The sequence below is a fragment of the Clostridium massiliamazoniense genome (assembly GCF_001403635.1).
GTDB classification, from domain to species: Bacteria; Bacillota; Clostridia; order Clostridiales; family Clostridiaceae; genus Sarcina; species Sarcina massiliamazoniense.
On sequence record NZ_LN879468.1, the window covers coordinates 1984961 to 2008730 of the forward strand.

The 23770-nt window shown below is 27.9% G+C and carries 28 protein-coding genes; 9 read left to right on the top strand and 19 right to left on the bottom strand.

Annotation, left to right across the window (positions count from 1 at the left end):
* Positions 1-21: 21 nt before the first annotated feature.
* The 7 genes from ARA19_RS16335 to ARA19_RS16365 form a co-directional block, all read right to left on the bottom strand.
* Complete coding sequence (locus ARA19_RS16335; RefSeq protein ID WP_055071977.1) at positions 22-339, bottom strand: MazG-like family protein; 318 nt, start codon at positions 337-339, stop codon at positions 22-24.
* Positions 340-463: 124 nt separating this feature from the next.
* Complete coding sequence (gene rpsR, locus ARA19_RS16340; protein ID WP_055071978.1) at positions 464-706, bottom strand: 30S ribosomal protein S18; 243 nt, start codon at positions 704-706, stop codon at positions 464-466.
* Positions 707-732: 26 nt separating this feature from the next.
* Entirely contained in the window at positions 733-1179 is a 447-nt protein-coding gene (locus ARA19_RS16345; protein WP_055071979.1) for a single-stranded DNA-binding protein, read from the bottom strand.
* Positions 1180-1193: 14 nt separating this feature from the next.
* The gene (gene rpsF / locus ARA19_RS16350; RefSeq protein WP_055071980.1) at positions 1194-1481 is read right to left on the bottom strand and encodes a 30S ribosomal protein S6; all 288 of its coding nucleotides are present in this window, start codon (positions 1479-1481) and stop codon (positions 1194-1196) included.
* Between the two features lie 165 nt (positions 1482-1646).
* Entirely contained in the window at positions 1647-1841 is a 195-nt protein-coding gene (locus ARA19_RS16355; RefSeq protein WP_055071981.1) for a DUF951 domain-containing protein, read from the bottom strand.
* 11 nt (positions 1842-1852) lie between these two features.
* Entirely contained in the window at positions 1853-2746 is an 894-nt protein-coding gene (locus ARA19_RS16360) for a mechanosensitive ion channel family protein (RefSeq protein ID WP_147574417.1), read from the bottom strand.
* 32 nt (positions 2747-2778) lie between these two features.
* On the bottom strand, positions 2779-3024 hold the full coding sequence (locus ARA19_RS16365; RefSeq protein ID WP_055071982.1) for a putative Se/S carrier protein: 246 nt from the start codon (positions 3022-3024) through the stop codon (positions 2779-2781).
* A 231-nt stretch (positions 3025-3255) separates the two neighbouring features.
* Between ARA19_RS16365 and ARA19_RS16370 the strand changes: the two genes are divergently transcribed.
* From ARA19_RS16370 to yyaC, 3 genes are read left to right on the top strand one after another with little or no spacing between them, the layout of a single operon-like run.
* Positions 3256-4401, top strand: coding sequence for an aminotransferase class V-fold PLP-dependent enzyme (locus ARA19_RS16370; RefSeq protein WP_055071983.1), 1146 nt, complete (start codon positions 3256-3258; stop codon positions 4399-4401).
* A 52-nt stretch (positions 4402-4453) separates the two neighbouring features.
* Positions 4454-5467, top strand: a complete 1014-nt coding sequence (ytvI, locus tag ARA19_RS16380; protein ID WP_278321709.1) for a sporulation integral membrane protein YtvI — start codon at positions 4454-4456, stop codon at positions 5465-5467.
* Positions 5468-5514: 47 nt separating this feature from the next.
* Positions 5515-6111, top strand: coding sequence for a spore protease YyaC (yyaC, locus tag ARA19_RS16385; protein ID WP_055071986.1), 597 nt, complete (start codon positions 5515-5517; stop codon positions 6109-6111).
* Positions 6112-6157: 46 nt separating this feature from the next.
* Here yyaC and ARA19_RS16390 read toward each other — a convergent pair whose 3' ends face one another.
* Genes ARA19_RS16390 through ARA19_RS16400 form a run of 3 tightly spaced genes read right to left on the bottom strand, consistent with a single transcriptional unit; the run spans position 6158 to position 8340 of the window.
* Positions 6158-6655 (bottom strand): DUF4446 family protein, encoded by a 498-nt coding sequence (locus tag ARA19_RS16390; RefSeq protein WP_055071987.1) that lies wholly within the window; start codon positions 6653-6655, stop codon positions 6158-6160.
* A 39-nt stretch (positions 6656-6694) separates the two neighbouring features.
* Positions 6695-7567, bottom strand: coding sequence for a ParB/RepB/Spo0J family partition protein (locus ARA19_RS16395; protein WP_055071988.1), 873 nt, complete (start codon positions 7565-7567; stop codon positions 6695-6697).
* A complete protein-coding gene (locus ARA19_RS16400) occupies positions 7567-8340 on the bottom strand; it encodes a ParA family protein (RefSeq protein ID WP_055071989.1) in 774 nt (257 codons plus the stop codon). The genes ARA19_RS16395 and ARA19_RS16400 overlap by 1 nt, the downstream gene beginning before the upstream one ends.
* A 553-nt stretch (positions 8341-8893) precedes the next feature.
* Here ARA19_RS16400 and ARA19_RS16405 point away from each other — a divergent pair.
* A complete protein-coding gene (locus tag ARA19_RS16405) occupies positions 8894-10306 on the top strand; it encodes a basic amino acid/polyamine antiporter (protein WP_055071990.1) in 1413 nt (470 codons plus the stop codon).
* Positions 10307-10332: 26 nt separating this feature from the next.
* On the opposite strand, the gene noc is transcribed toward ARA19_RS16405, so the two are convergent.
* From noc to rpmH, 9 genes are all read right to left on the bottom strand, one after another.
* Positions 10333-11112 (bottom strand): nucleoid occlusion protein, encoded by a 780-nt coding sequence (gene noc / locus ARA19_RS16410; RefSeq protein ID WP_055072138.1) that lies wholly within the window; start codon positions 11110-11112, stop codon positions 10333-10335.
* A gap of 107 nt (positions 11113-11219) precedes the next feature.
* The gene (rsmG, locus tag ARA19_RS16415) at positions 11220-11939 is read right to left on the bottom strand and encodes a 16S rRNA (guanine(527)-N(7))-methyltransferase RsmG (RefSeq protein ID WP_055071991.1); all 720 of its coding nucleotides are present in this window, start codon (positions 11937-11939) and stop codon (positions 11220-11222) included.
* Positions 11940-12225: 286 nt separating this feature from the next.
* Positions 12226-14112, bottom strand: a complete 1887-nt coding sequence (mnmG, locus tag ARA19_RS16420) for a tRNA uridine-5-carboxymethylaminomethyl(34) synthesis enzyme MnmG (protein WP_055071992.1) — start codon at positions 14110-14112, stop codon at positions 12226-12228.
* Between the two features lie 12 nt (positions 14113-14124).
* Positions 14125-15501, bottom strand: coding sequence for a tRNA uridine-5-carboxymethylaminomethyl(34) synthesis GTPase MnmE (mnmE, locus tag ARA19_RS16425; protein ID WP_055071993.1), 1377 nt, complete (start codon positions 15499-15501; stop codon positions 14125-14127).
* A gap of 508 nt (positions 15502-16009) precedes the next feature.
* Positions 16010-16633, bottom strand: a complete 624-nt coding sequence (gene jag, locus ARA19_RS16430; protein WP_055071994.1) for an RNA-binding cell elongation regulator Jag/EloR — start codon at positions 16631-16633, stop codon at positions 16010-16012.
* Between the two features lie 21 nt (positions 16634-16654).
* Positions 16655-17398, bottom strand: a complete 744-nt coding sequence (gene yidC / locus ARA19_RS16435) for a membrane protein insertase YidC (RefSeq protein ID WP_055071995.1) — start codon at positions 17396-17398, stop codon at positions 16655-16657.
* A gap of 27 nt (positions 17399-17425) precedes the next feature.
* A complete protein-coding gene (gene yidD / locus ARA19_RS16440) occupies positions 17426-17638 on the bottom strand; it encodes a membrane protein insertion efficiency factor YidD (RefSeq protein WP_055071996.1) in 213 nt (70 codons plus the stop codon).
* The gene (rnpA, locus tag ARA19_RS16445; RefSeq protein ID WP_055071997.1) at positions 17610-17996 is read right to left on the bottom strand and encodes a ribonuclease P protein component; all 387 of its coding nucleotides are present in this window, start codon (positions 17994-17996) and stop codon (positions 17610-17612) included. The genes yidD and rnpA overlap by 29 nt, the downstream gene beginning before the upstream one ends.
* 63 nt (positions 17997-18059) lie before the next feature.
* Complete coding sequence (rpmH, locus tag ARA19_RS16450; RefSeq protein WP_055071998.1) at positions 18060-18194, bottom strand: 50S ribosomal protein L34; 135 nt, start codon at positions 18192-18194, stop codon at positions 18060-18062.
* Between the two features lie 1114 nt (positions 18195-19308).
* Here rpmH and dnaA point away from each other — a divergent pair.
* The 5 genes from dnaA to remB all read left to right on the top strand — a co-directional run bounded on the left by dnaA (position 19309) and on the right by remB (position 23755).
* Entirely contained in the window at positions 19309-20676 is a 1368-nt protein-coding gene (dnaA, locus tag ARA19_RS16455; RefSeq protein ID WP_055071999.1) for a chromosomal replication initiator protein DnaA, read from the top strand.
* Between the two features lie 275 nt (positions 20677-20951).
* Positions 20952-22052 (top strand): DNA polymerase III subunit beta, encoded by a 1101-nt coding sequence (gene dnaN / locus ARA19_RS16460; protein ID WP_055072000.1) that lies wholly within the window; start codon positions 20952-20954, stop codon positions 22050-22052.
* Between the two features lie 68 nt (positions 22053-22120).
* Complete coding sequence (yaaA, locus tag ARA19_RS16465; RefSeq protein WP_055072139.1) at positions 22121-22327, top strand: S4 domain-containing protein YaaA; 207 nt, start codon at positions 22121-22123, stop codon at positions 22325-22327.
* Between the two features lie 53 nt (positions 22328-22380).
* Entirely contained in the window at positions 22381-23466 is a 1086-nt protein-coding gene (gene recF, locus ARA19_RS16470; RefSeq protein WP_055072001.1) for a DNA replication/repair protein RecF, read from the top strand.
* 22 nt (positions 23467-23488) lie between these two features.
* The gene (remB, locus tag ARA19_RS16475; protein WP_055072002.1) at positions 23489-23755 is read left to right on the top strand and encodes an extracellular matrix regulator RemB; all 267 of its coding nucleotides are present in this window, start codon (positions 23489-23491) and stop codon (positions 23753-23755) included.
* Positions 23756-23770: the final 15 nt, after the last annotated feature.

Below are 23770 nucleotides of genomic sequence, written 5' to 3' on the forward strand. Positions count from 1 at the left end.
CCTCCTATGTTTATTTATATTTTAATATCTATTTTTAAAGTGTCTTAATAACTTACTAAGGCTTCCCCCGTCTTTTTCTAAAACATCATCTTCTATTATGGCCATTTTCAAACTTTTTTTAACACTCTCATCAACTTCCATAGAACTATAGCCAAGTTTCTCAGCTAATACATATAAAACTATTATTATTGACCCAATACAATCTACTATAGCATCCTTTGTTGCTGATGCCCCTTTAGTTAATATGCTAAATAATTCTCCTATTATACAAAGTAGTTGTGCCTTTAATTCTTCTATAGCCTTAATATTACCCATTATATTAAAATCATCTTTTCTCATAAAATCCCCCTATCTCCCCATTCTCTATATATTAATTTTAGTTTTTTTCATATATTTATGCAACAAAAAGCTTTTTATTTAAATAAAAAACCCCTAACTAATGTTAGGGGCTCTAAAAAGCATTTTACTCAGTTGTAAATGGTAATAATGCTATGTTTCTTGATCTCTTTATAGCTTCAGTTAACTCTCTTTGGTGCTTAGCACAAGTTCCTGAAATTCTTCTTGGTAATATTTTACCTCTTTCAGTGATGTACTTCTTTAATTTTGGTACATCTTTGTAATCTATGTTAGTAGATTTTTCTACACAGAAAGAACAAACTTTTCTTCTTGCTCTTCTTGGTTTTCCTCTTCTCATTTCTCTGCTCATTTTTCCTACCTCCTTACTTTTTTGAATTAGAACGGAATGTCTCCATCATCTATTGGCATCATATCATCGTTTGAATTGTGGCTAAATGAACTATCTGGTGTATCAAAAGCATTTCCACCCATGTTGTTATCCATACCGAATGAATTTGCACCTCTAGAAGCTCCTCCATCACCAGAAATGAATTCAAAATTTTCTACTACAACTTCTGTAGTATATCTTTTTGTACCATCCTTAGCATCGTAGCTTCCTGTTCTAATGTTACCATTAATAGCTATTTGTCTGCCTTTAGTTAAGTATTGTGCTATTGTTTCCCCAGTCTTACCAAAAGCTATGCAATTTATGAAATCCGCTTCATCCCTTTTCATTTGTCTGTTTACAGCAACTGTAAATCTAGTAACAGCAGTACCGCTACCAGCAGCAAATCTTAAATCAGGATCTTTTGTAAGTCTGCCAATAAGTATAACCTTATTCATACAATAATCACCTCTTACTTCTCTTCTCTAACGATTATGTGTCTTAAAACGCCATCAGTTATTCTGAATACTCTGTCTAACTCTTTTGGTAATTCAGTGTCAGCAGTGAAGTTTATTAAAGTGTAGTAACCTTCGTTAACTTTCTTTATTTCGTAAGCAAGTTTTCTCTTACCCCAGAAATCAACGTTGTCAACAGTTCCGTTACCAGCTTCTATAACACCTTTGAACTTTTCGATTAAAGCTTTAACAGCTTCCTCGTCTAGTGATGGGTGTGCTATAAATATATTTTCGTACTTTCTCATTATCTACACCTCCTCCCTATGGACTCTGGCCGTGTTTTACACAGCAGGGATTTACAATACAATATTCTATCACTTTTATTTTGCTATTTCAAGTTTAATTTATTAAGTAACTTGAAAATAATTTTTCATTTTTTCAAAAATTTTGCTTTTAAATTATCATTAATACTAATTCTCAGCTTTCTCTATTACCTTTTTAGCGTTTTTTTGGAACTTACTTCTAGGTAACATAACGATTCTTTTACATCCTGTACATTTTATTTTTACATCTGCACCTACTCTTATAACTTCCCACTTATCAGTTCCACAAGGATGCATTTTTTTCATTTGAACTATATCGCCTAAATCAAACTTATCTATCATAGAAAAACCTCCTAAACATTTTGAACTTCATTAACTATTTTTAATTTATTATAAGGTATTTCTATACCTTCTTTATCCAATTCTTCTTTTATCATTTTTCTTAATTCTGCTTCTGCAGCCCATTGTGTCATTGGTTTAACATCACCAAGAACTTTGATGGTCATTCCAGATGGACCAAATGCAGTTACTCCAATAACTCTTGGCTTTGTTACCACATCACTATTGTACTCCGCAAATTTGTCACAAACCCTTTTTATTACCTCGATGGAATGGTCTATACTTTCTTCATAAGCAATTTCTATTTCAACCTTTATTTGAACATTGCCCTTAGTATGATTAGTTACTGTTGTCACTAAACCATTTGGTATTATATGATGATCTCCTGAAAAGTCTCTTAATACTGTTGACCTAAGTCCTATGGTTTCAACTATACCTTTATATTTATCAATAGTAACATAATCTCCAACTGCATACTGATCTTCAAACAAAATAAATATACCATTTATTAAATCCTTAATAAATCCTTGTGCTCCAAGACCTATGGCAACTCCCCCAATGGATGATAAAATAGTTAACTGAATTGAACCACCAGCAAATATCCCCACTATAGTTACTATGCCAAGAGTATATACACTATATCTTAATATACTTTTTAATAGAGACCCTAAGGTATTTGCTCTTTTTTCATCCATTGAAAATTTGCTATTTGCTGCAATTTGTTTTTCTACTATCTTATTTATAATTTTATTTCCAAATTTTATAGTAAATAAAACTATAATTAAAACTACTACAGACCAAAAAAACTTATAAATATATTTATCTAAAGCATCAAGATTTATTTTGAACTTTCCAAGTCCAATATCCATAAGTCTATTTTCACTATTTATAACTTCCCCTAAAAACACTATTTAATTTTCCCCCTTCAATCAATAACTACTTATTTATATAATCTAAAGCCCTTTTCATCTCTTATGTATATATTTTTAAATTTTATTTTTTCATCAGTTATTAAAGTTTCAATTTTATCTATTTCACTTTCAGGGAATCTTAAGCTTATACCACAACTCTTTGTTATATATGTTGGAGTTGGCATAACCATAGCTTTTATTTCATTTTCATTCATAATTTTTTCCCCTGACATAGCTTCATGTGTATTATTAAAAACCATTATAAAAAAATTCATTTTTTATTTTCCTTTCAAAATTTCTTTACTATCTAAAGGTATTTTAAAACTAAATACTTTAGTGTTATTATTATTTTAAAGATAGATTTTTATAAACTAAAACTTAATTCAACTAAAACTATCTCTAATCTAAAAATAAGCATCTTACTATATTTATATTTTACTTACTATAATAGAATTTGCAAAACTTTTAGATAATAAAAAAATATTTTTTATGAGGTTAAAAATTATATGAATACAATTTATTTAGATAATGCAGCAACTTCATTTCCAAAACCAATTGAAGTTGTTAACTCTATGAGTGATTACATGATTAATAGTGGTGGAAATCCTTCTAGAGGTTCTTCATCCTTATCCATGAAAGGAAATAGAGTTATTTATACAGGAAGAGAAACTATAAGTAACTTTTTTAATTTCCCCAAATCTGAAAATGTAATATTTACAAGTAATATAACATCATCATTAAATATAATACTTAATTCTTTAGTAAAGGAAAATTGGCATGTTATAACTTCAACTATGGACCACAATTCAGTTCTTAGACCTTTAACTAGATTAGAAAAAGAAAAAAATATTTCTTTAGATATTGTTGAAGCTTCAAAGGAAGGCTTTGTTTCTGTTGAAAGCATTAAAGAAAAAATAACTGATAAAACTAAGGTTATAGTTCTTTCACACAGTTCAAATCTTTGTGGATCTATTCAGCCAATAAAAGAAATTGGTGCTATTTGTAAGGAAAGAAACATATTCTTTATTGTTGATAGTGCACAAACTGCTGGAGTTATCCCTATAGACATACAAGATTTAAATATCAATGCCTTAGCCTTTACTGGACATAAATCTCTATTTGGACCACAAGGCATAGGTGGATTTATTATTGATGATAAAATTAATGAAGCTATGGATGTTCTATTTACAGGAGGAACTGGAAGTTCATCTTATTCCTTAGAGCATCCTCTAATACTTCCAGATAAATTTGAATCTGGTACTCCTAATACTCCTGGAATTATAGGATTAACAAAGGGGATTGAGTTTATAAATAAAGAAGGTATTAATACAATTAGAGAAAAAGAAGAATTTCTATGTAAGTATGCCTTAGAAAAATTATTAAATATGAATAATATAACTATTTATGGCTCAAAAAATTATTATGATAGAACTTCAACCATACCTTTTAATTTAAAAAATATAGATCCATCAGAGCTTGGTTTTATACTAGATAGTGAATTCAATATAATTACAAGAACAGGTCTTCACTGTGCTCCACTTGCTCATAAAACCCTAGGTTCATTCCCTAATGGCTCTGTGAGAATTAGTTTAGGCTACTTTAACTCAACTAGTGATATAGATACTCTTGTAGATGCACTTAATAAACTTTAACTAGGAGGTAAATTTTATTTTAGAGCGTTTTGAAAAACTAGGTATCTTTTTCATATTATATAGCCTTGGCTTTATAATTTTTTTTAGTACATTAAAATTTAGTTTTCCATTTGTATTAGCTTTAATTTTTGCATACCTATTAAAATACCCAACAAAGTATTTAATCACTAAATTAAAGCTAAACAATTGGTCTGCTTCTTTAATTTCTACCATTATATTTTTTCTCTTAATCTTCACTTTCACAATTTCTATAATCTTTGTATTAGTATCAGAGATGATTAATTTAACAAAATCTCTTCAAAGTTTACTTAATATAAATCCTGAAGATATTATAGATACTTTAAACATATTAAACTCTAAATTCCTAATAACTGTTGATAATGAAATATTAAATCTAATAAAAACAAATATTTTTTCATCACTAAAAACCTTTATAACAGCAGCCCTTAATTCCACTTCAGCACTACTTCAATGGTTAATTCATTTTCTAGGATATATACCTTCTGCTGCTATAGCTTTCATCTGTACTATAATATCTACTTATTTTTTCACAAAAAAAATGGTTTCATTTAATAGCTATGAATATTTAAAAAGAGTCTTTCCTAATAGAAAAGAAAAAATAATAAATATATTTTTAGAAATAAGAAAAAATGTTTTAAATTATTTTATAGCTTATTTAGTAATAATTTTAATTTCTACATCTATTACTTTTATAGGATTTTCTATTCTAAAAATTAATTACTCCTTATTTTTAAGTATCTTAGCTGGACTATTAGATATATTGCCTATATTAGGTATAGCGTTAGTTTATATTCCTCTTGCTATTTTTTATTTTATAAAAGGAAACTATTTTGTAGCTATATCACTTCTAGCTCTTTATGGATTAATATCATTATTAAGACAAATTATAGAACCTAAAATAATGTCCTTTTCCCTCGGAATACATCCAGTAGCCTCCTTAGCTGCTATGTTCATAGGACTTCAAATTCAGGGTTTTATAGGAATAATCTTTTGTTTATTTCTTATAGTTTCTTACAACATACTGAAAAAAGTTAACTTATTATAGTATAAATAACTCTTTTTTGGATAATAATTCAAAAAAGGAGTGATTTTATGGAAAAGAAAATATATATAGATGCAATAGATAAAAAATCATCTTTCATGGTAAAAGATTTTCTATACTCTAACTTAAAATCACAAATAATAGCTAAAAAAAATTTAGTATTTTTGTGCATAGGTTCAGATCGTTCTACAGGTGATTCTTTAGGTCCTCTAATTGGTCATAAACTTATTAACTTAAAAAGAAAAAATATTCACATTTATGGTACTTTAGAAAAACCAGTTCATGCTGAAAATCTTTCAGATACAATCGAAGAAATCAAATCAACAATTAAGAACCCCTATATAATAGCTATAGATGCCTGTTTAGGTTCTATAAATAATGTTGGTAAAATAATAATTCAAAAAGCTCCACTTACTCCCGGAATAGCATTTAACAAAAATTTGCCCAAAGTTGGACACCTTAGTATTTTAGGTATTGTTAATATATCTAGCAATCTAGATTTTATGGTGTTGCAAAATACTCGTCTATATACAGTAATGAAAATTGCAGACTCAATCTATTATGGTATTCATTTATTTTTAATTCAGGCTCTTGGTTACAATAAAGATCAACTATTAGATTTAAAAATTGAAAATATAATAGAATAAAAAGAAAGGGATGTACCTTTTAACTTGATACATCCCTATTTTAAAATTATTTATTCATTGCTTGTTCTAAAGCTTTAGCTTCTTCTTCTGATAATTCATACCTTGATATACCCTTATCTACTGGTTTAGCATAAGTAGTACTTTCCATTCTACCATAAATTCCTGTTATTATAACTCCATCATTATTTCCATCTAATAATGCTACTGAAAAGCTTAAATCACTTCCTACATCTTCAAAAGCTTTATATCTAATAACTCCAACTTTTTGAACACATGATTTTATACCTACTTCTAATTTTTCAAATCTTTCTGCAAGTCCTGATGCACTTGCTTCAGCTTTATTTATCTTATCTAATGATGAACTAATAACTTCTTCTAAGCTCTTGTTATTTTCCCCTCTCATCATTTTATTATATCTTTTCTTATTTTTTCCTAATCCTGTAAATAAAATTAATATTAATATAAATTCTAAAATTGCAAATGCACCTATCCCTAAAACTATATAAATAAGATTTGGCTCCATTATTGATGTAATATTGTTCAAACTTTTCTCATCCTTTCTGAATTTGTTTCACGTGAAACATTAAATGTTTATGATATCCAGAATTCTTTGTAAATCTTCTTCAGAATAATATTCGATTTCTATTTTTCCCTTATTCTTATTATTGTTATTTATGCTAACCTTTGTCCCAAAGTAATCCTGTAATCTGTCCTTGATGTCTTTATAGTATGGATTATATACTATTTCTTTTTCTTTTTCTTCTTTTTTATCATCTTTATTTAATAAAGCTTTTATGATTTTTTCAGTATCTCTTACTGATAAATTATCATCTATTATCTTTTGGGCCATCTTATATTGTTCATCATTTTTTAAAGCTAATAGAGCTCTGCCATGACCTTCAGAGATAACACCTTGTATTATATACTCTTGTACTCTAGAATCTAGATTTAGAAGTCTCATAGTATTAGCTATAGATACTCTAGACTTTCCTATTTTAAGTGCTAATTTATCTTGGGTAAACTTAAATTCTTTTATTAATTTTTTAAAGGCTAAAGCTTCTTCAATGGCATTTAAGTCTTCTCTTTGTATGTTTTCTATCAATGATACTTGCAATAAATCTTCACTAGATAATTCCTTTATTATAACAGGAACTTCTTTTAACTCTGCAACTCTTGCTGCTCTCCATCTTCTTTCTCCTGCTATAATTTTATATGTATCATCATCATTCTTTTGTACTATTAAAGGTTGTATTATTCCATGTTCCTTTATTGATTGACTTAATTCTACTATTTTATTATCATCAAAAAATCTTCTTGGTTGTTCTACATTAGCTTTCACCTTAAATATATCAACCATTTTTATATTATTTTTATCTTCTTTAATAACTTCGTTATTTTCTATTTCCTCTGGAATCAATGCCCCTAAGCCTTTTCCTAAACCAAATTTTTTACCCATTATAAATCCACTCCCTGTCTTTTAAGGAATTCCCTTGTTACAGCTTCATAAGCTTCTGCACCTTTACATTTATCATCATATAAAACTATTGGTAATCCAAAGCTTGGTGCTTCTGCTAACCTTATATTTCTTGGTATTGTTGAAACATAAAGTTTTTCATTAAAATAACTTTTTACTTCTTTATAAACTTCATTGCTTAAATTAGTTCTACTATCATACATAGTCATTATAGCACCTTCAACTTCTAAAGAAGTATTTAATTGCTTTTTAACTAAATTTATAGTTTTTATCAATTGACTAACCCCTTCTAAAGCATAATATTCCGCTTGAATAGGAATTAATACCGAATTAGAACTTACTAAAGCATTTAAACTTAACATTCCTAATGATGGTGGACAATCTATGAAGATATAATCATAATCATTTTCAATTTCTTTTATTTTTTCTAATAGTATATATTCTCTTTTTTCTGTTCCCATCATTTCAACTTCTGCGCCTGCTAAGTCCATATTTGCTGGAGCAACGTGTAACTTGTCTACTAATTGGCTTTTGATTATAACATCTTTTAATTTTGAATCTTCTGTTAGAATGTTATACATTGATTTATCTATCTTTCTTTTATCTATACCAAGACCACTAGTAGTATTACCTTGTGGGTCCATATCTATTGCTAATACTCTATAACCTAAAGTTGCTAAATAAGAACATATATTTATATTAGTGGTAGTCTTACCAACACCACCTTTTTGATTAAAAACACATATAGTCTTCATGGCACTCCCAAAACGTTATTACGTATTGAGATGTTCACCTCCCTTCCCTCATAAATATTATATAGTCAAAAATAACATATTTAAAGTATATTATTGCTTAATTGGAATTATTTTTTTAATGTTTCACGTGAAACATTTTATCTTATAACTACTCTCTTTAATACTTTAATCTACTATAAGCCTAAGTTAAAAGTTACCTATTCCTAGATAATTTCATCTAAAATTTGGATTGATTCACTATTTTCTCTTCTCTTCTTTATTTTATATAATACGGTTAATATTTCCTAATAATTAAAATGTTTTAATTCTATATTATTCAGTGGAAAAACAAACCTATAATTGACTATTATATTATTCACTGGTAGAATTACTCTTAAAACCTACCAATATATTAATTCAAATGAATTTTATCTCATTATTTAATTATTAAGTTAGATAATCCTATTTTAAGTTAAGTTAATTAAAAATAAAATTTGATAATTTAACTTAAAATTATTAAAAATAATAATTAATTACACAAAAGAAATACAATTAAATAACGGAGGATAACTTAATGGAAAAAAAACTTGGTTTATTTGGATTAATTGCTATGGTTGTTGGTTCCATGATAGGTAGTGGTATATTTCAATTACCATCTGAAATGGCCAATGCTTGCGGACCTTTAGCAACAATAATCGCTTGGATTATAACAGGTGTAGGTATGTTCTTTATAGGAAAAGTTTTTCAAACATTATCAGACAAAAGACCAGACTTATATGATGGTATCTACACATATTCAAGAGAAGGTTTTGGCCAGTATATTGGTTTTTTATCAGCTTGGGGCTATTGGTTTAGCCATCTTTTAGGAAATGTTTCATATGTAGTTTTATTTATTTATGCTTTACATAATTTCTTTCCTCAAATAGGAGGCTTAGATAGTATACCTTCATTAATCATTTCTGTAATAATGATCTGGGGAATTATCTTTATAATTGCTAAAAGTATGAAAATAGCCAATCAACTAAATGAAATTACTACAATAACAAAATTAATCCCTGTCATATTAGCTATAATTTTATTAATAATATGTTTTAAATCCAATATCTTCTTTAAAGATATATTTGCTGAACATTTAATAAATAATACAGGCTCAACTTTAGGATCTATTTCTAACCAAGTTCGTAATGGATTTTTAAATACAATTTGGGTATTTGTTGGTATAGAAAGTGCTGTTGTTATTTCTGAAAGAGCAAAGAATCCTAAGGATGTTGGAAAAGCAACAATTATAGGTTATATATTTACCTTAATATGTTATGTTCTTGTTTCACTACTTAGTTATGGAGCTTTAAAGCAAGATGTTCTAGTAAACTTACAAAATCCTGCCCTTGGTGGTGTTTTACAAAGAACCTATGGAACTTGGGCTGCTGTAATAATAAATTTAGGAGTTCTTGTATCTGTATTAGGTGCTTGGATTGCTTGGAATATAATAAATGCAGAAGTTCCTATGTCCGTAGCAAGAGATAGAGTTTTCCCTAAAATCTTAGCTAAAAAATCAAAAAGTGGTGCTGCTATAAATGCATTAATTTTAAATGCAATCATAATGCAAGTAGTATTTGTATTTGCTATGTTTGCTAATAATGCTTTTACATTAGTTACTAACATTGCTACAGCAATGGTATTATTACCTTACTTATTATCTGCTTTATTCTTAATGAAATTAGCTAAAAAAGATGGAGAAACTAAAAACTTTATTTATGGATTAATCGGATTAATCTTTGCATTATTTGCTCTTTCCACATCTGGAATTACTGGACTTGCTCAGATTATGATTTTATATGCTTTAGGATTAATTTTCTTAATAATACGTTCTGTAGAGAATAAAGAAAAAATATTTAATGCTAAATGGGAAGCTATCCTATGTACAATAATAACAATATTAGGATTACTATCATTAATTTACTTTGTATTTCCTTTATTCTCAAAATAAAAAAGGTTGCGTTAGCAACCTTTTTTTTATTTTTTTTTTGGTATTTTAACTGTTATTTGCACGTACTCTCCACAATCCTTTGAAGCATACTTAGCTGGAATTTTAAATTTATCAAAAATTTGTTTTATTGAATTAACATATATCTTAGTTTGAAAAGAACCTAATATTTTTTTCTTTTCTTCTTTCTTTAAATCATCTCCAGCTATTTCTAAAAGCTTTCTATTTACAAGTTCTTCTGTATTTTTAACATTCAAAGCTTTTTCAACAACTTCTTCTATAACTCTTATTTGCAAATCTTCATTAGGTAATGAAAGTAATGCCCGACTATGTCTCTCTGTTAAATTTCCTTCTAATACTTTCCTTCTTACTACTGAAGTTAACTTCAATAATCTTAATTTATTAGCTATTGTAGATTGTTTTTTTCCCATTTTTTCAGCTAACTGTTCCTGAGTAAATTTATGATCATGTATAAGATTATAGTAAGCCTCTGCTTCTTCTATGAAATTTAAATCTTCTCTTTGTAAATTTTCCAAAAGGGCAATTTCTGCTGATTCTACATCTGTAATATCAACAATAGCACAAGGAATTTTCTCTAATCCAGCTAACTTAGATGCTCTCCATCTTCTTTCCCCTGCAACGATTTCAAAAACACTACCAATTCTTCTTATGGTTATAGGCTGTATCACTCCATATTCTTTTATAGATAATGAAAGCTCTTCTAAAGCCTCCCTATCAAAATACTTTCTAGGCTGATAAGCATTAGGTATTATTTTATCTAATTGAACATATACTACTTGATTGTGCATTTCCCATACCATCCCTTATAAATCCTTAAATTTTCCATATATATTTATTATGTTAATAAATCTTAATGTACTTTGTCAATAAATCCCTTAACTTCTTAACATTAAATTTATTTTAGGGGTTTTCTCTTTATATTTCCCATATTTCTTGGATAAGTTTTTCCACAACCTTTTATAATTTTTACAATAACTAAATTATGATTTAAATCAGTTTCTTCTATTTTTACTGGTTTAACTTCTTCAATAACACCACCTAAAGTTTTAACAGCATTTCTTCCATCTACTAATTCTTCCTCTATATTTGGCCCTTTTAAAGCTATAAAATATCCACCTGTTTTTACATAAGGTATACAAAATTCTGAAAGCATAGACATATTTGCAACAGCTCTTGAAGTTGCTATATCGAAACTTTGTCTTAATTCTTTTTGTCTTGAACCTTCCTCTGCTCTAGCATGAATTGTTCTTATATTTTTTAATCCTAAGCTATTTATAACTATATTTAAAAAATTAATTCTTTTATTTAAAGCATCTAATAATGTTACTTCAACATCATCTCTCATTATAGCTATTGGAAGCCCTGGAAAACCAGCACCTGTTCCTACATCTATAATAGTTTTTGCAGTTTTAAATTGTTCAGCTTCAAAAGCATTAATACAATCTATGAAATGTTTTTTTACTATATCTTCATCTTCTGTTATAGCAGTTAAATTTATTTTTTCATTCCATTCCTTTAATAAGTCTTTATATAACATAAATTTTTTATATTTATCCTCATTAAACTCCATTCCAACTCTTTCACTTGCATTTTTCATTAATTCATAATATTGCATTTTTGTCCTCCTTAATTTTTGTGGATTATTTTATGGCTAACTTTATCCACAGATTATTTTTAAAATTTATTTTTTATTTATCTGTGGATAACTTTTTAAAATAAAACTTTAACTCTATTTGAATTAAACTTTAGTCTATAAAATTATCCACAGGGTATATAACTAATAACCTTATTAAATCACAAAAGTAATTATACCTGTGGATAAATATATCATAAACTCTAAATTTCATAATTTTAAAAATTAATAAAGGGATATATCTACGATACAACCCTTTATTTTAATCCTATTGTTTATTTTGTCTCTTATTATATTGCTCTAAGTATATTAAAAGAACTGATATATCAGCTGGTGAAACCCCTGATATTCTTGAAGCTTGCCCTATATTTAATGGTCTTATTTTAGATAATTTTTGAACTGCCTCAACTCTAAGACTATTAACCTCTTCATAATTAATTTCTTCAGGTATTAATCTATTTTCAATCTTCTTGAATTTAGCAACTTGCTCTAATTGAGTTTCTATATATCCTTCATATCTTGCCATTATATTTATTTGTTCCCCAATATCCATAGGTAATTCTGGTCTTTCAGGGTCTAAAGGCTTTAATGAGAAGTAATCAAGTTCAGGTCTTTTAATAAGTTCATATAATCTTATTGGTTTCTTTAATTCCACTGAACCTAAACTAACTAAAAACTCATTTACTTCATTTTTATTTGTTATTTGAAGTTCTTTTAATCTTTCAAGCTCATTTTCTATGTTTTCTTTTCTTTCAATGAACTTTTTATATCTTTCATCATCTACAAGTCCAACTTCTCTACCTATTTCAGTAAGTCTTAAATCAGCATTGTCTTGTCTTAATAAAAGTCTATATTCTGCTCTTGATGTCATCATTCTATAAGGTTCATTAGTTCCTTTAGTAACTAAATCATCTATTAAAACTCCAGCATATCCATCTGATCTTGTAAGTATCATTGGATTCTTATTTTTAACTTTAAGTGCTGCGTTAATACCAGCAACAATTCCTTGTGCACCAGCTTCCTCATATCCTGAGCTTCCATTTATTTGACCTGCACTAAAGAACCCTTTAATATGCTTTAATTCTAATGTTGGTAAAAGTTGCGTTGGATCAATACAATCATACTCAATGGCATAACCAGTTCTCATAACTTCTACATTTTCAAGACCTTCTATAGTTCTTAACATTGCTATTTGAACATCTTCAGGAAGTGATGATGACATTCCACCAACATACATTTCATCAGTATCATCACCTTCTGGTTCTATAAATACTTGATGTCTTTCCTTATCAGGGAATCTCATAACTTTATCTTCTATAGATGGACAATATCTAGGTCCTACGCCATTAATAGTTCCATTATACATAGGTGCTCTATCAATATTATCTCTTATAACCTTATGTGTTTCTTCATTTGTATAAGTTAACCAACAAGAAACTTGTTCTCTATCAACATTTTCATGTAAAAATGAGAATGGCACTATTCTATCATCACCTGGTTGTTCTATCATTTTTGAAAAATCAACAGTTCTCTTATTTATTCTTGCTGGAGTACCTGTTTTAAATCTTCTAAGTGAAATTCCAAGTTCCTCTAAACAATCAGATAAACTCATAGCTGGAATTAAACCATTTGGTCCTGATGTATATTTAACATCTCCAGTGATTACACTACTCTTTAAATATGTTCCAGTTGTTAGAACAACAGATTTACAAGTAAAGTATGCACCATTCTTAGTTAAAACACCTTTAACTTCATTATCCTCTACATCAATACTTACAACTTCAGCTTGTTTAACTGTAAGGTTTTCTTGTCCTTCTAATACTCTTTTCATTCTATTTTGATAAGCTTTTTTATCAGCTTGTGCTCTTAATGAGTGAACAGCTGGTCCCTTTGATGTATTAAGCATTCTTGATTGAATGAAAGTATTATCTATATTAATACCCATTTCTCCACCTAAAGCATCAATTTCTCTAACTAAATGTCCTTTAGCTGTTCCCCCTATATTAGGGTTACAAGGCATTAAAGCCATTGCATCTAAAGCTAGAGTACAAAGTAATGTCTTGCATCCCATTCTAGCTGAAGCTAAAGCTGCCTCTGCTCCTGCATGACCAGCTCCAACAACAACTACTTCATAATCTCCTGCATTATATCTCATAGTTAAACTCTCCTACTTTCCACAACAAAATTCTGCGAATATTTTATTAACCACATCTTCTTCAACTTCCGCCCCTGTGATCTCTCCTAAAGCCTTTAAGGCTGAAGTTACATAAATAGAAACTAAATCTAAGAATTCATTTCTATTCATACCATTTAAACCTTGATTTAAATTTTCTATAGCTCTATATAAGGCTTGCTTATGTCTTGTATTAGTAACTATAAGACTTTCACTATCAATTTTTCCACTAAAGAATAAATTCTTTATTTCATCTTTAAGTATATCTATTCCTAAAGCTTCTTTTGCTGAAATTTCGATTTTATTTTCTAAGTCTTTTAGCTCGTCTAAATCAATTTTTCTTTCTAAATCAACCTTATTTAATAAAACTAAGTATTTTTTATCTTTTATATAATTTATTATCTCTCTATCTTCCTCATCAAGCTCTCTACTTGTATCTAACATAAAAATTACTAAGTCAGCTTGATTAATTTTTTCCTTAGATCTTTCAACACCTATCTTTTCTACAACATCCTCTGTTTCTCTGATTCCAGCTGTATCTATTATTCTAACAGGTATTCCATCTAAATTTATATATTCTTCTATAACATCTCTAGTAGTACCAGCTATATCTGTTACTATGGCTCTTTTTTCATTTAAAAGTATATTCATTAGCGATGATTTTCCTACATTAGGCTTTCCTACAATTACTATATTTAAGCCTTCTCTTATAAGTTTTCCTTCATCAGCACTTTCTATAAGAGTGTCTACTTCATTTATAAGTCCTTCTATTCCAGCTTTAACTCTTGGAGGAATAGTTTCATCTGGTTCTTCATCATCTTCTGTAAAGTCTACTGCATATTCTATTAAAGCTAAGACATTAAGTGCTTCCGCTCTAAGTCTTTCTATTTCCTTTGATAATCTACCTTCACTTTGCATCATTGCAGATTTCATGGAAAGCTCCGTTTTAGCACTAATTATATCCATAACAGCTTCTGCCTGACTTAAATCTATTCTTCCATTTAAAAAAGCCCTTTTAGTGAATTCACCAGGATCTGCAAGTCTAGCACCAGCTTTTATTACTGCTTGTAATACTCTATTTGTTGAAATAACTCCACCGTGACAATTTATCTCAACAGTATCTTCTGCTGTAAAACTTTTAGGTCCTTTCATAAAACTAACAATAACTTCATCTATTACTTCATTATTTTCATCAACTACATGACCATATCTCATTGTATAAGGCTTCATTGATGCCATGTCTTTTCCATTAACAGCTCTAAAAACTTTATCAACAATATGTAAAGACTTATCCCCAGATACTCTTATTATTGCTATTCCACCTTCTCCTAAAGCTGTAGCAATAGCTGCAATAGTATCAAATTCTCTCATAACTTCCGTTGCCAAAATCTATAAATATCTATAAGTCTTAATTAATTATCTATTTTAAAACTTTATGATATTATTAGTTTTTTATATTGGCAAACGTTTTTTCACCTCACTTTCATTCATTTTATATTTTTTTGTCTAACTTATTTTTTAGTTAATTCTTTATTTATTTAAATTTAATTTATCCTGTATCTTACCCTTATCTGATGATTAATGCTTGTAATACTCCCATCCTATAAGATAAAAATAACTAAACATACATCTCTTAGATAACTTTTATTAAAATTCAGAGAAAGCATTAAATCTGTCTTAATTAACTTTCAATTTATCTATTATAACTTTAATTATTTCTTTAAAATTATTTTTTAAAACAAAAAAAATTTTTTCCTCAGAATTTATAAAAATATATGAAATTTTTAATTAAAATTAAGTTTCACTTTATTTTACCTAAGTAAATATAATAAGTCAAAATTAATGAAATAAAAAAAGAAGCCTATTATGGCTTCTTTTGCTATTTCTTTAAACTAATTAAAACACGTCTAAAAGGTTCTACACCTTCGCTAGTAGTAGTTACTTCTAAATCATTTTGAAGAGTTGCATGGATTATTCTTCTTTCATAAGATTGCATAGGTTCAAGTTTATAACTTCTTCCATATTTTTTAACCTTATATGCAGTTTTTAAAGCTAGATTTTCAAGAGTTTTTTCTCTTTTTTCTCTATAATTTTCTGCATTTAGAATAACCCTTTTATAAGATGTTTTTTCGTCTTTATTAACGACTATACTTGTTAAATATTGAAGAGAATTTAAAGTTTCTCCTCTATATCCAATAGCATATTTAACATCTTTTCCTGTAATATTTATTTTTACAATATCATCAGTTTCTTCAACAATTAATTCTGTAGAAATTCCCATTTCATTAAGAACACTTTTTAAAAAATCAATGCCTAACTCTAAAGATGTTGGTTTAATATCTACCAATATTCTAGCTGGCTTAGTTCCTATAAAATTCAAGAATCCCTTACTGCCTTCTTCTAGTACTTTAAAGTTTACTCTATCTTTTGTAAGATTAAGCTCCTTCAAAGCTTTTTCTAAAGCTTCTTCTACAGACTTACCACTAACTTCAACTTGCTTCACCCTTTTCACCACCTAAATTAATTATTTCTTTTTCTTATTATTTTTCTTAGGTGTAACATCAATAACTCCAGCAGCAGCTTCTTTTGCCATCATTTTTTTCTTCATAGGTCTTGTCATTAAGAAATATGTTTGAATTATTTGAATTATATTACCAGTTATCCAATATATAACTAGAAGAGCTGGGAATTTCATTGACATAAATCCTAACATTAATGCCATACCTATGTTCATAGCACCCATGTTAATAGGTCCTTGTTGACCATTTTGTGATGTGCTCTTTGACATTAAGTAAGATGATGCATAAGTACTTAAACCTGATAAAACAGGTAAGATGTAGTATGGATCATGACTTTGTAAGTTTGGTATCCATAAGAATGGTACTCCTTGAGTCCCTGGTAAACTATAAAATACATAATAAAGAGCAAATAATATAGGCATTTGTATAAATAGTGGTAAACATCCACCTGCCATAGAAACATTATTCTCTTTATAAATTCTCATTGTTTCTGCATTTAATTTTTCAGGATTATTTTTATACTTTTGTTGTACTTCTTTTAATAAAGGTTGAATTTCTTGCATTCCAGCTTGAGATTTTAATTGTTTCATTGTTAATGGTAAAATTAATAATCTTACTAATATAGTTAATAAAATTACCGCTATAACATATGAAGTACCCTTATCAATCCCAAAACCACTCATGTATACATAAAATACATGGAATATTTTAGAAAATATATCCGTAATAGGTTTTAATATATTCTGCACCCTTTATCAAACCTCCCAAATATTTTATTATTTTAAAGGGTCATAACCACCCTTATGGAATGGATGACATCTTAAAATTCTTTTTATCGCTAAAAATCCTCCTTTTAGAGCACCATATTTTTCAATAGCTTCAATTGCATATTGCGAACAAGTCGGAACATATATGCAAGTTGGTCTGCCCTTCAAAGGAGATATATACTTTCTGTACAATTTAACTATTTTTATTAATAACCTTTTCATCCTTAATGACACCTGCCTTAAAAAACAAGTTTCTCATAGATCTTTCTATTTCATAAAAGTCTTTATCATTAATAGCGGTTCTAGCTATAAAAACAAAATCATAACCTTCTTTTAAAGCTATATTTTTAAATTTTGTTCTATAATTTTCTTGAATAAGTCGCTTCACTCTGCTTCTAACGACACTCTTACCAACTTTTTTGCTTACTGAAATTCCTACTTTATTATAAGGATTTTTATTTTCATCTAAATTTTTTCTATTTTTAAAAACGTATAAGACCAGTAACTTATTCGAAAAAGATGCCCCACGTCTGTAAACTAATCTAAATTCTTTATTCTTTCTTAGTTTTTCAATACTCATTTGAAAGCTTCTCTCCTTAAAAATCTGCCATTATTGCAGAAAAAGGCCACATTATAGTGGCCCTTATGCTGTTAATTTTTTTCTACCTTTTTGTCTTCTAGCTTTTAAAATATTTCTTCCAGATTTAGTTTTCATTCTCTTTCTGAAACCATGCTCTTTTTTTCTTTGTCTCTTTTTTGGTTGATATGTCATGAACATTGAAAATGCACCCCCTTTTTCAAAAAATTATTTATAGTAATAAAAACTATATACTTACCTTTTTAAGTTTTACCTTTTAATTATATAGTTCTCTATTTACAATGTCAAGAAAATACACTATTATAGTTATGTTAAAATTTATTATAATAAATAATGTTAAGTCATTTAATATAATACTTTAGTAGTAATAAAAAGATGATCTTTTATAATTTTATCCACAATTCAAAATAATAAATAGTATTTAATTGTTTATAACTTCATTTAACCTGTGGATAAATTAAGACTTACTTTAATATTCATGTAACTTTATTTTTTAATTTAAGTTTAAAATCTCACCTACTTGTACATAATTAAAACAAATCTTAGATATTTCAATAAAAATCTTAAATTTCAAAATTAATATTTCAATATACAACAAAGAAACTAAAATTTTATCCACAACCTTTTGTTTTTTATCCACATTAATTTATTTTATTACTATATTTTTTTATTAAAATATTATTATGTTTTCCACATGTTATTTAAAGTATTTCTTTAGCGCATCTTACTCTATCTATTTTACATAATATCTACCATGTATATTTTTTGTATTTTATACTTATCCACAAAGTTATCCACAGGTTCCTATTTCCTTGGATTTTTTTTACACCATGATAAAGTTATCCACAGATAAAGTTATCCACAGACAAGCATTTTTTGTGGATAACTTATTGAAACCCCCTATGACTTTATGGTATTATAGTTAGGTATTATTCATAAAATTTGGATATTAGTACAAGTTATCCACACCTGTGGATAAACCTGTTGATAACATGTGAATTATTTGTTGATTATTTTTTTAAAGATCATTTAAACTTAGTATTTAAGCCATTATTCAACTTGTTGATAATGTGGATAAAAGTTATCCACATGTTGTGGATAACTACTTTTCCACAGAGTTATCAACAGAGTTATCAACAGCTGTTTAAAAGTTACTCACAATTTAAATTTTATACAGCTTGTTCTGTGGATAATTTGTGGATAACTTGTGGATAACTCAAATATTCAATTTTATACTAAGAAAACGAAAGCACTTATAGAAATATTTTACTTATTTAATTTTGGAGGATATAAAATGGATGCTCAACTAAATAAAACATGGGAACAAGCATCAGAAATTATAAAGAATGAACTTAATGAAATAAGCTTTAATACTTGGATAAAAAATTGTAATCCTCTTTCTATCTCTGATAATATATTAAAGCTTACTGTTCCTAATGAATTTACTAAAGGAATATTGAATAAGAGATATAAAGACTTGGTTGTTGAAGCATTAAAAATAGTTACTTCAAGAACCATGGAGGTTGAATTTCTTCTAGAAAGTGATGTAGAAGCTGAAGAAAATGCTGAAAAAGACACAGATATTATAAATCCAGAAGACCAACTAAAAGGCTCTGTTACTGTTAGCGATGAAATGACAGCTACTTTAAATCCTAAATATACTTTCAATTCATTTGTTATAGGTAACAGTAATAGATTTGCTCATGCTGCATCTTTAGCAGTAGCTGAATCTCCAGCTAAAGCATATAATCCTCTATTTATTTATGGAGGTGTCGGCCTTGGAAAGACGCACTTAATGCATGCTATCGGGCATTACATATTAAATGAAAATCCAAAAGCAAAAGTAGTTTATGTTTCCTCAGAAAAATTTACTAATGAGCTTATTAATGCTATTAAAGATGATAAAAATGAGGAATTCAGAAATAAATACAGAAATGTAGATGTACTTTTGATTGATGATATTCAGTTCATAGGTGGAAAAGAAAGAACTCAAGAGGAATTCTTCCATACATTCAATGCATTACATGAAGATAATAAACAAATAATTTTGTCATCAGATAGACCACCAAAGGAAATTCCAACCTTAGAAGATAGATTACGTTCTAGATTTGAGTGGGGCTTAATTGCAGATATTCAGCCACCTGATTTTGAAACTAGAATGGCTATTTTAAAGAAAAAAGCTGATTCAGAAAAACTTAACGTTGCTAATGAAGTTATGGTCTACATTGCAACAAAGATTAAATCAAATATTAGAGAACTTGAGGGCGCATTAATAAGAATAGTTGCCTATTCTTCTTTAACAAACAGAGAAATCACTGTTGATTTAGCATCTGAAGCTTTAAAAGATATTATCGCTAATAAAGGTACTTCTGCTGTAACAGTAGAAACTATCCAAGAAGCTATTGCTAATTATTTTAATCTAAGAGTAGATGATTTAAAATCCCAAAGAAGATTAAGAACTATAGCATACCCAAGACAAATAGCCATGTATTTAAGTAGAAAATTAACTGATATGTCTTTACCTAAAATCGGTGAAGAATTTGGAGGTAGAGATCATACTACTGTAATACATGCTTATGAAAAAATTTCCGAAAATCTAAAAACTGATGAGGCATTACAAAATACAATAAATGATATAACTAACAAGTTAAATAGAAAATAATCCACAGGCTGTGGATAACTTTCTGTGGATAAGTGTTGATTTTTTATTTTATCAACATTTCCTTTTTTTCTCTGTGGATAACTCACATAGTTATCCACAGAGTTATCCACAAGTTTCACATTATGTAAACCGTTGATATTACTATGTTTAGCATAGTTATCCACATTATCCACAGGCCCTATTACTATTATATATATATTATCTATATATTTTTATCTATATTTTAAGTAAAATTTTAAAATATATCTTTTTTAATTTTAAGGAGGATTTTTGATATGAAATTCACATGTGAAAAAAGTAAATTACAAGAAGCTATAGCTATAGCTCAAAAAGCAATAACTGGTAAAAGTACTATGCCTATTTTAGAAGGTATGTACATAGAGTGTAAAAACAATTTAATTACATTTATCGGTTCTGATAAAGACGTTAGTATCGAAACAAAAATTGAAGCTAATGTTATTGAACAAGGTGCAATAGTTGTTGATGCTAAAATCTTAGGAGAAATAGTAAGAAAATTACCTAATGATGAAGTTCACATAACAACAAAAGAAAATAACATAATAGAAATTCAGTGTAAAAAATCAGTTTTTGATTTAATCCACATGAATGCAGAAGATTTCCCAAGCTTACCAAACATAAGTGAAGACATGAACTGTTCAATACCTCAAGGATTATTAAAAAATATGATTAAAGGAACAGCCTTTGCAACAGCTCAAGATGAAACTAGACCAATACTTCAAGGTATTCTTTTTGAAGTTAAAGATTCAAACCTTAATTTAGTTGCTCTTGATGGATATAGATTAGCTTTAAGAAGAGAATTCATAGATAATCCAAATAATATCAGTGCTGTAATACCAGGAAAAACTTTCAATGAGGTATCAAAAATACTAGATGATTCAAACAATATAGTAAATATTACCTTTACAAGCAATCATATTTTATTCAATGTTGGTAATACTAAAATAATATCAAGACTATTAGAGGGTGAATTTATAAGCTACAGTTCTTTATTACCAAAAGAACATAAAATACTTATTGATGTAAATAGACAAGAATTACAAAATGGTATTGAAAGAGCATCTTTAATGGCTAAGGACGGAAATACTAATTTGGTTAAGTTTAACATATCAAATGATATTATAGTTATAACTTCTAATTCTCAATTGGGAAAAGTAAGGGAAGAAGTGGAAATGGAAATGCAAGGAGAAGAATTGCAAATTGCATTTAACTCAAAATATCTTTTAGATGTCTTGAAAAATATGGAAGAAGAAAATATCCAAATTAAATTAACTAGTGGAGTTTCACCATGTATAATAAAAAATAAAAACAATGATGACTGTGAATATTTAGTATTACCAGTTAGAATGGCTAAGTAAAATATTTTTTAGGAGGAAATAGCTATAAGTCATAAAATAATTTTATGGCTTATAGTTTAATTAAGGTTATGCAAGAAATAAAAATAAATACAGAATTTATAAAATTAGATTCATTTTTAAAATGGTGTGGAGCAGTTTCTCTAGGATCTGAAGCAAAAATGTTTGTTCAAGATGGAATGGTTTCTGTAAATGGAGAAATTTGCACTCAAAGAGGGAAAAAATTAAGAGTAGGGGATGAAGTAGAGTTTGAAGGAGAAATTTATAAGTTAATTTAATAAAATCAAGATTTATAGTTAAGTTATATGTTATAATTAATATAGGTGTTTATATGTATATTAAGAATTTACAATTATTAAATTATAGAAATTTCAAAACTCTAGCAATTAGCTTAGGACCAAATGTCAATGTTTTTATGGGAAATAATGCCCAAGGAAAAACAAACATTCTTGAAGCTATTTATTATTGTGCCTTTGCAAAATCTCATAGAACCAATAGAGATAAAGAACTTGTAGAATTAAATTCAAACAGGGCATTTATAAGGTTAGAGGTTGCTAAAAGTAGATTAGACAAAAGAATAGATATAAATATATTAAAGGACGGAAAAAAAGCTATACAAATAAATTCGATAAAGGTCGCTAAAATTGGTGAGTTGGTTGGGACTTTCAATGTTGTTATGTTTTCACCAGAGGACCTAAGAATTGTTAAAGAATCACCTGGTGTAAGACGTAAGTTTCTTGATATGGAATTATGTCAACTAAATTCAAAGTATTATTATAATTTAGTTCAATACAATAAAATTTTAAATCAAAGAAATACAGTATTGAAAAATAAAAATATAGATGAATCAATGCTAGACATTTACGATATGCAATTAGCTAAGTACGGAGAACTTATAATAAAGTCTAGATTAAATTATATGGATAAATTAAACCACTATGCTGAAGATATCCACAGGGATATAACTAGTGGAAAAGAAATTATAGAGTTTAAATATATTTCTACTGTCAAGAATTTAGATACAATAGAAAATTCGATATTAACTCAATTACAAGCAAATAGAAAAAAAGATATAGAAAAGAGAATCACATCCATAGGCCCACATAGAGACGATTTTACAATCCTATTAAATTCTATGGATGCTAAAATTTATGGCTCACAAGGACAACAAAGAACTTCTGTTTTAACAATTAAGTTTGCGTCATTAAAAATAATAAAAGAGCTTACAGGAGAATTTCCAGTATTGCTTTTAGATGATGTATTGTCTGAGCTAGATTTTAGTAGAAAAGCATATATATTAAGGTCTATAAAAGGAATTCAGAGTATAATAACATGTACAGGAATTGAGGATTTAACAAATTATTTGGATGATAAATCTAAAGTGTTTAAAGTTAAGGAAGGTTCAATAATTACTTAATTGTTCAGAAGGAGGAAGATCTGTGTTTTTACATTTAGGGGAGAATGTTGTTGTTCCCATCAAGGATGTTATAGGAATATTTGATATAAAATCTGCCATGGATAGTTCAGATACTATTCAATTTTTAAGAATGGCAGATGAAGATGGTTTTGTTGAGAGAATAACAGATGAAGCACCCAAATCTTTTGTGGTTGCAGAGGTAAATAAAATGAGTAGAATTTACCTTTCACCAATATCTTCATCAACATTAACAAAACGTACAGATGTTAATTACCATCATAATCCTTAAATCTTAATGCTTTGG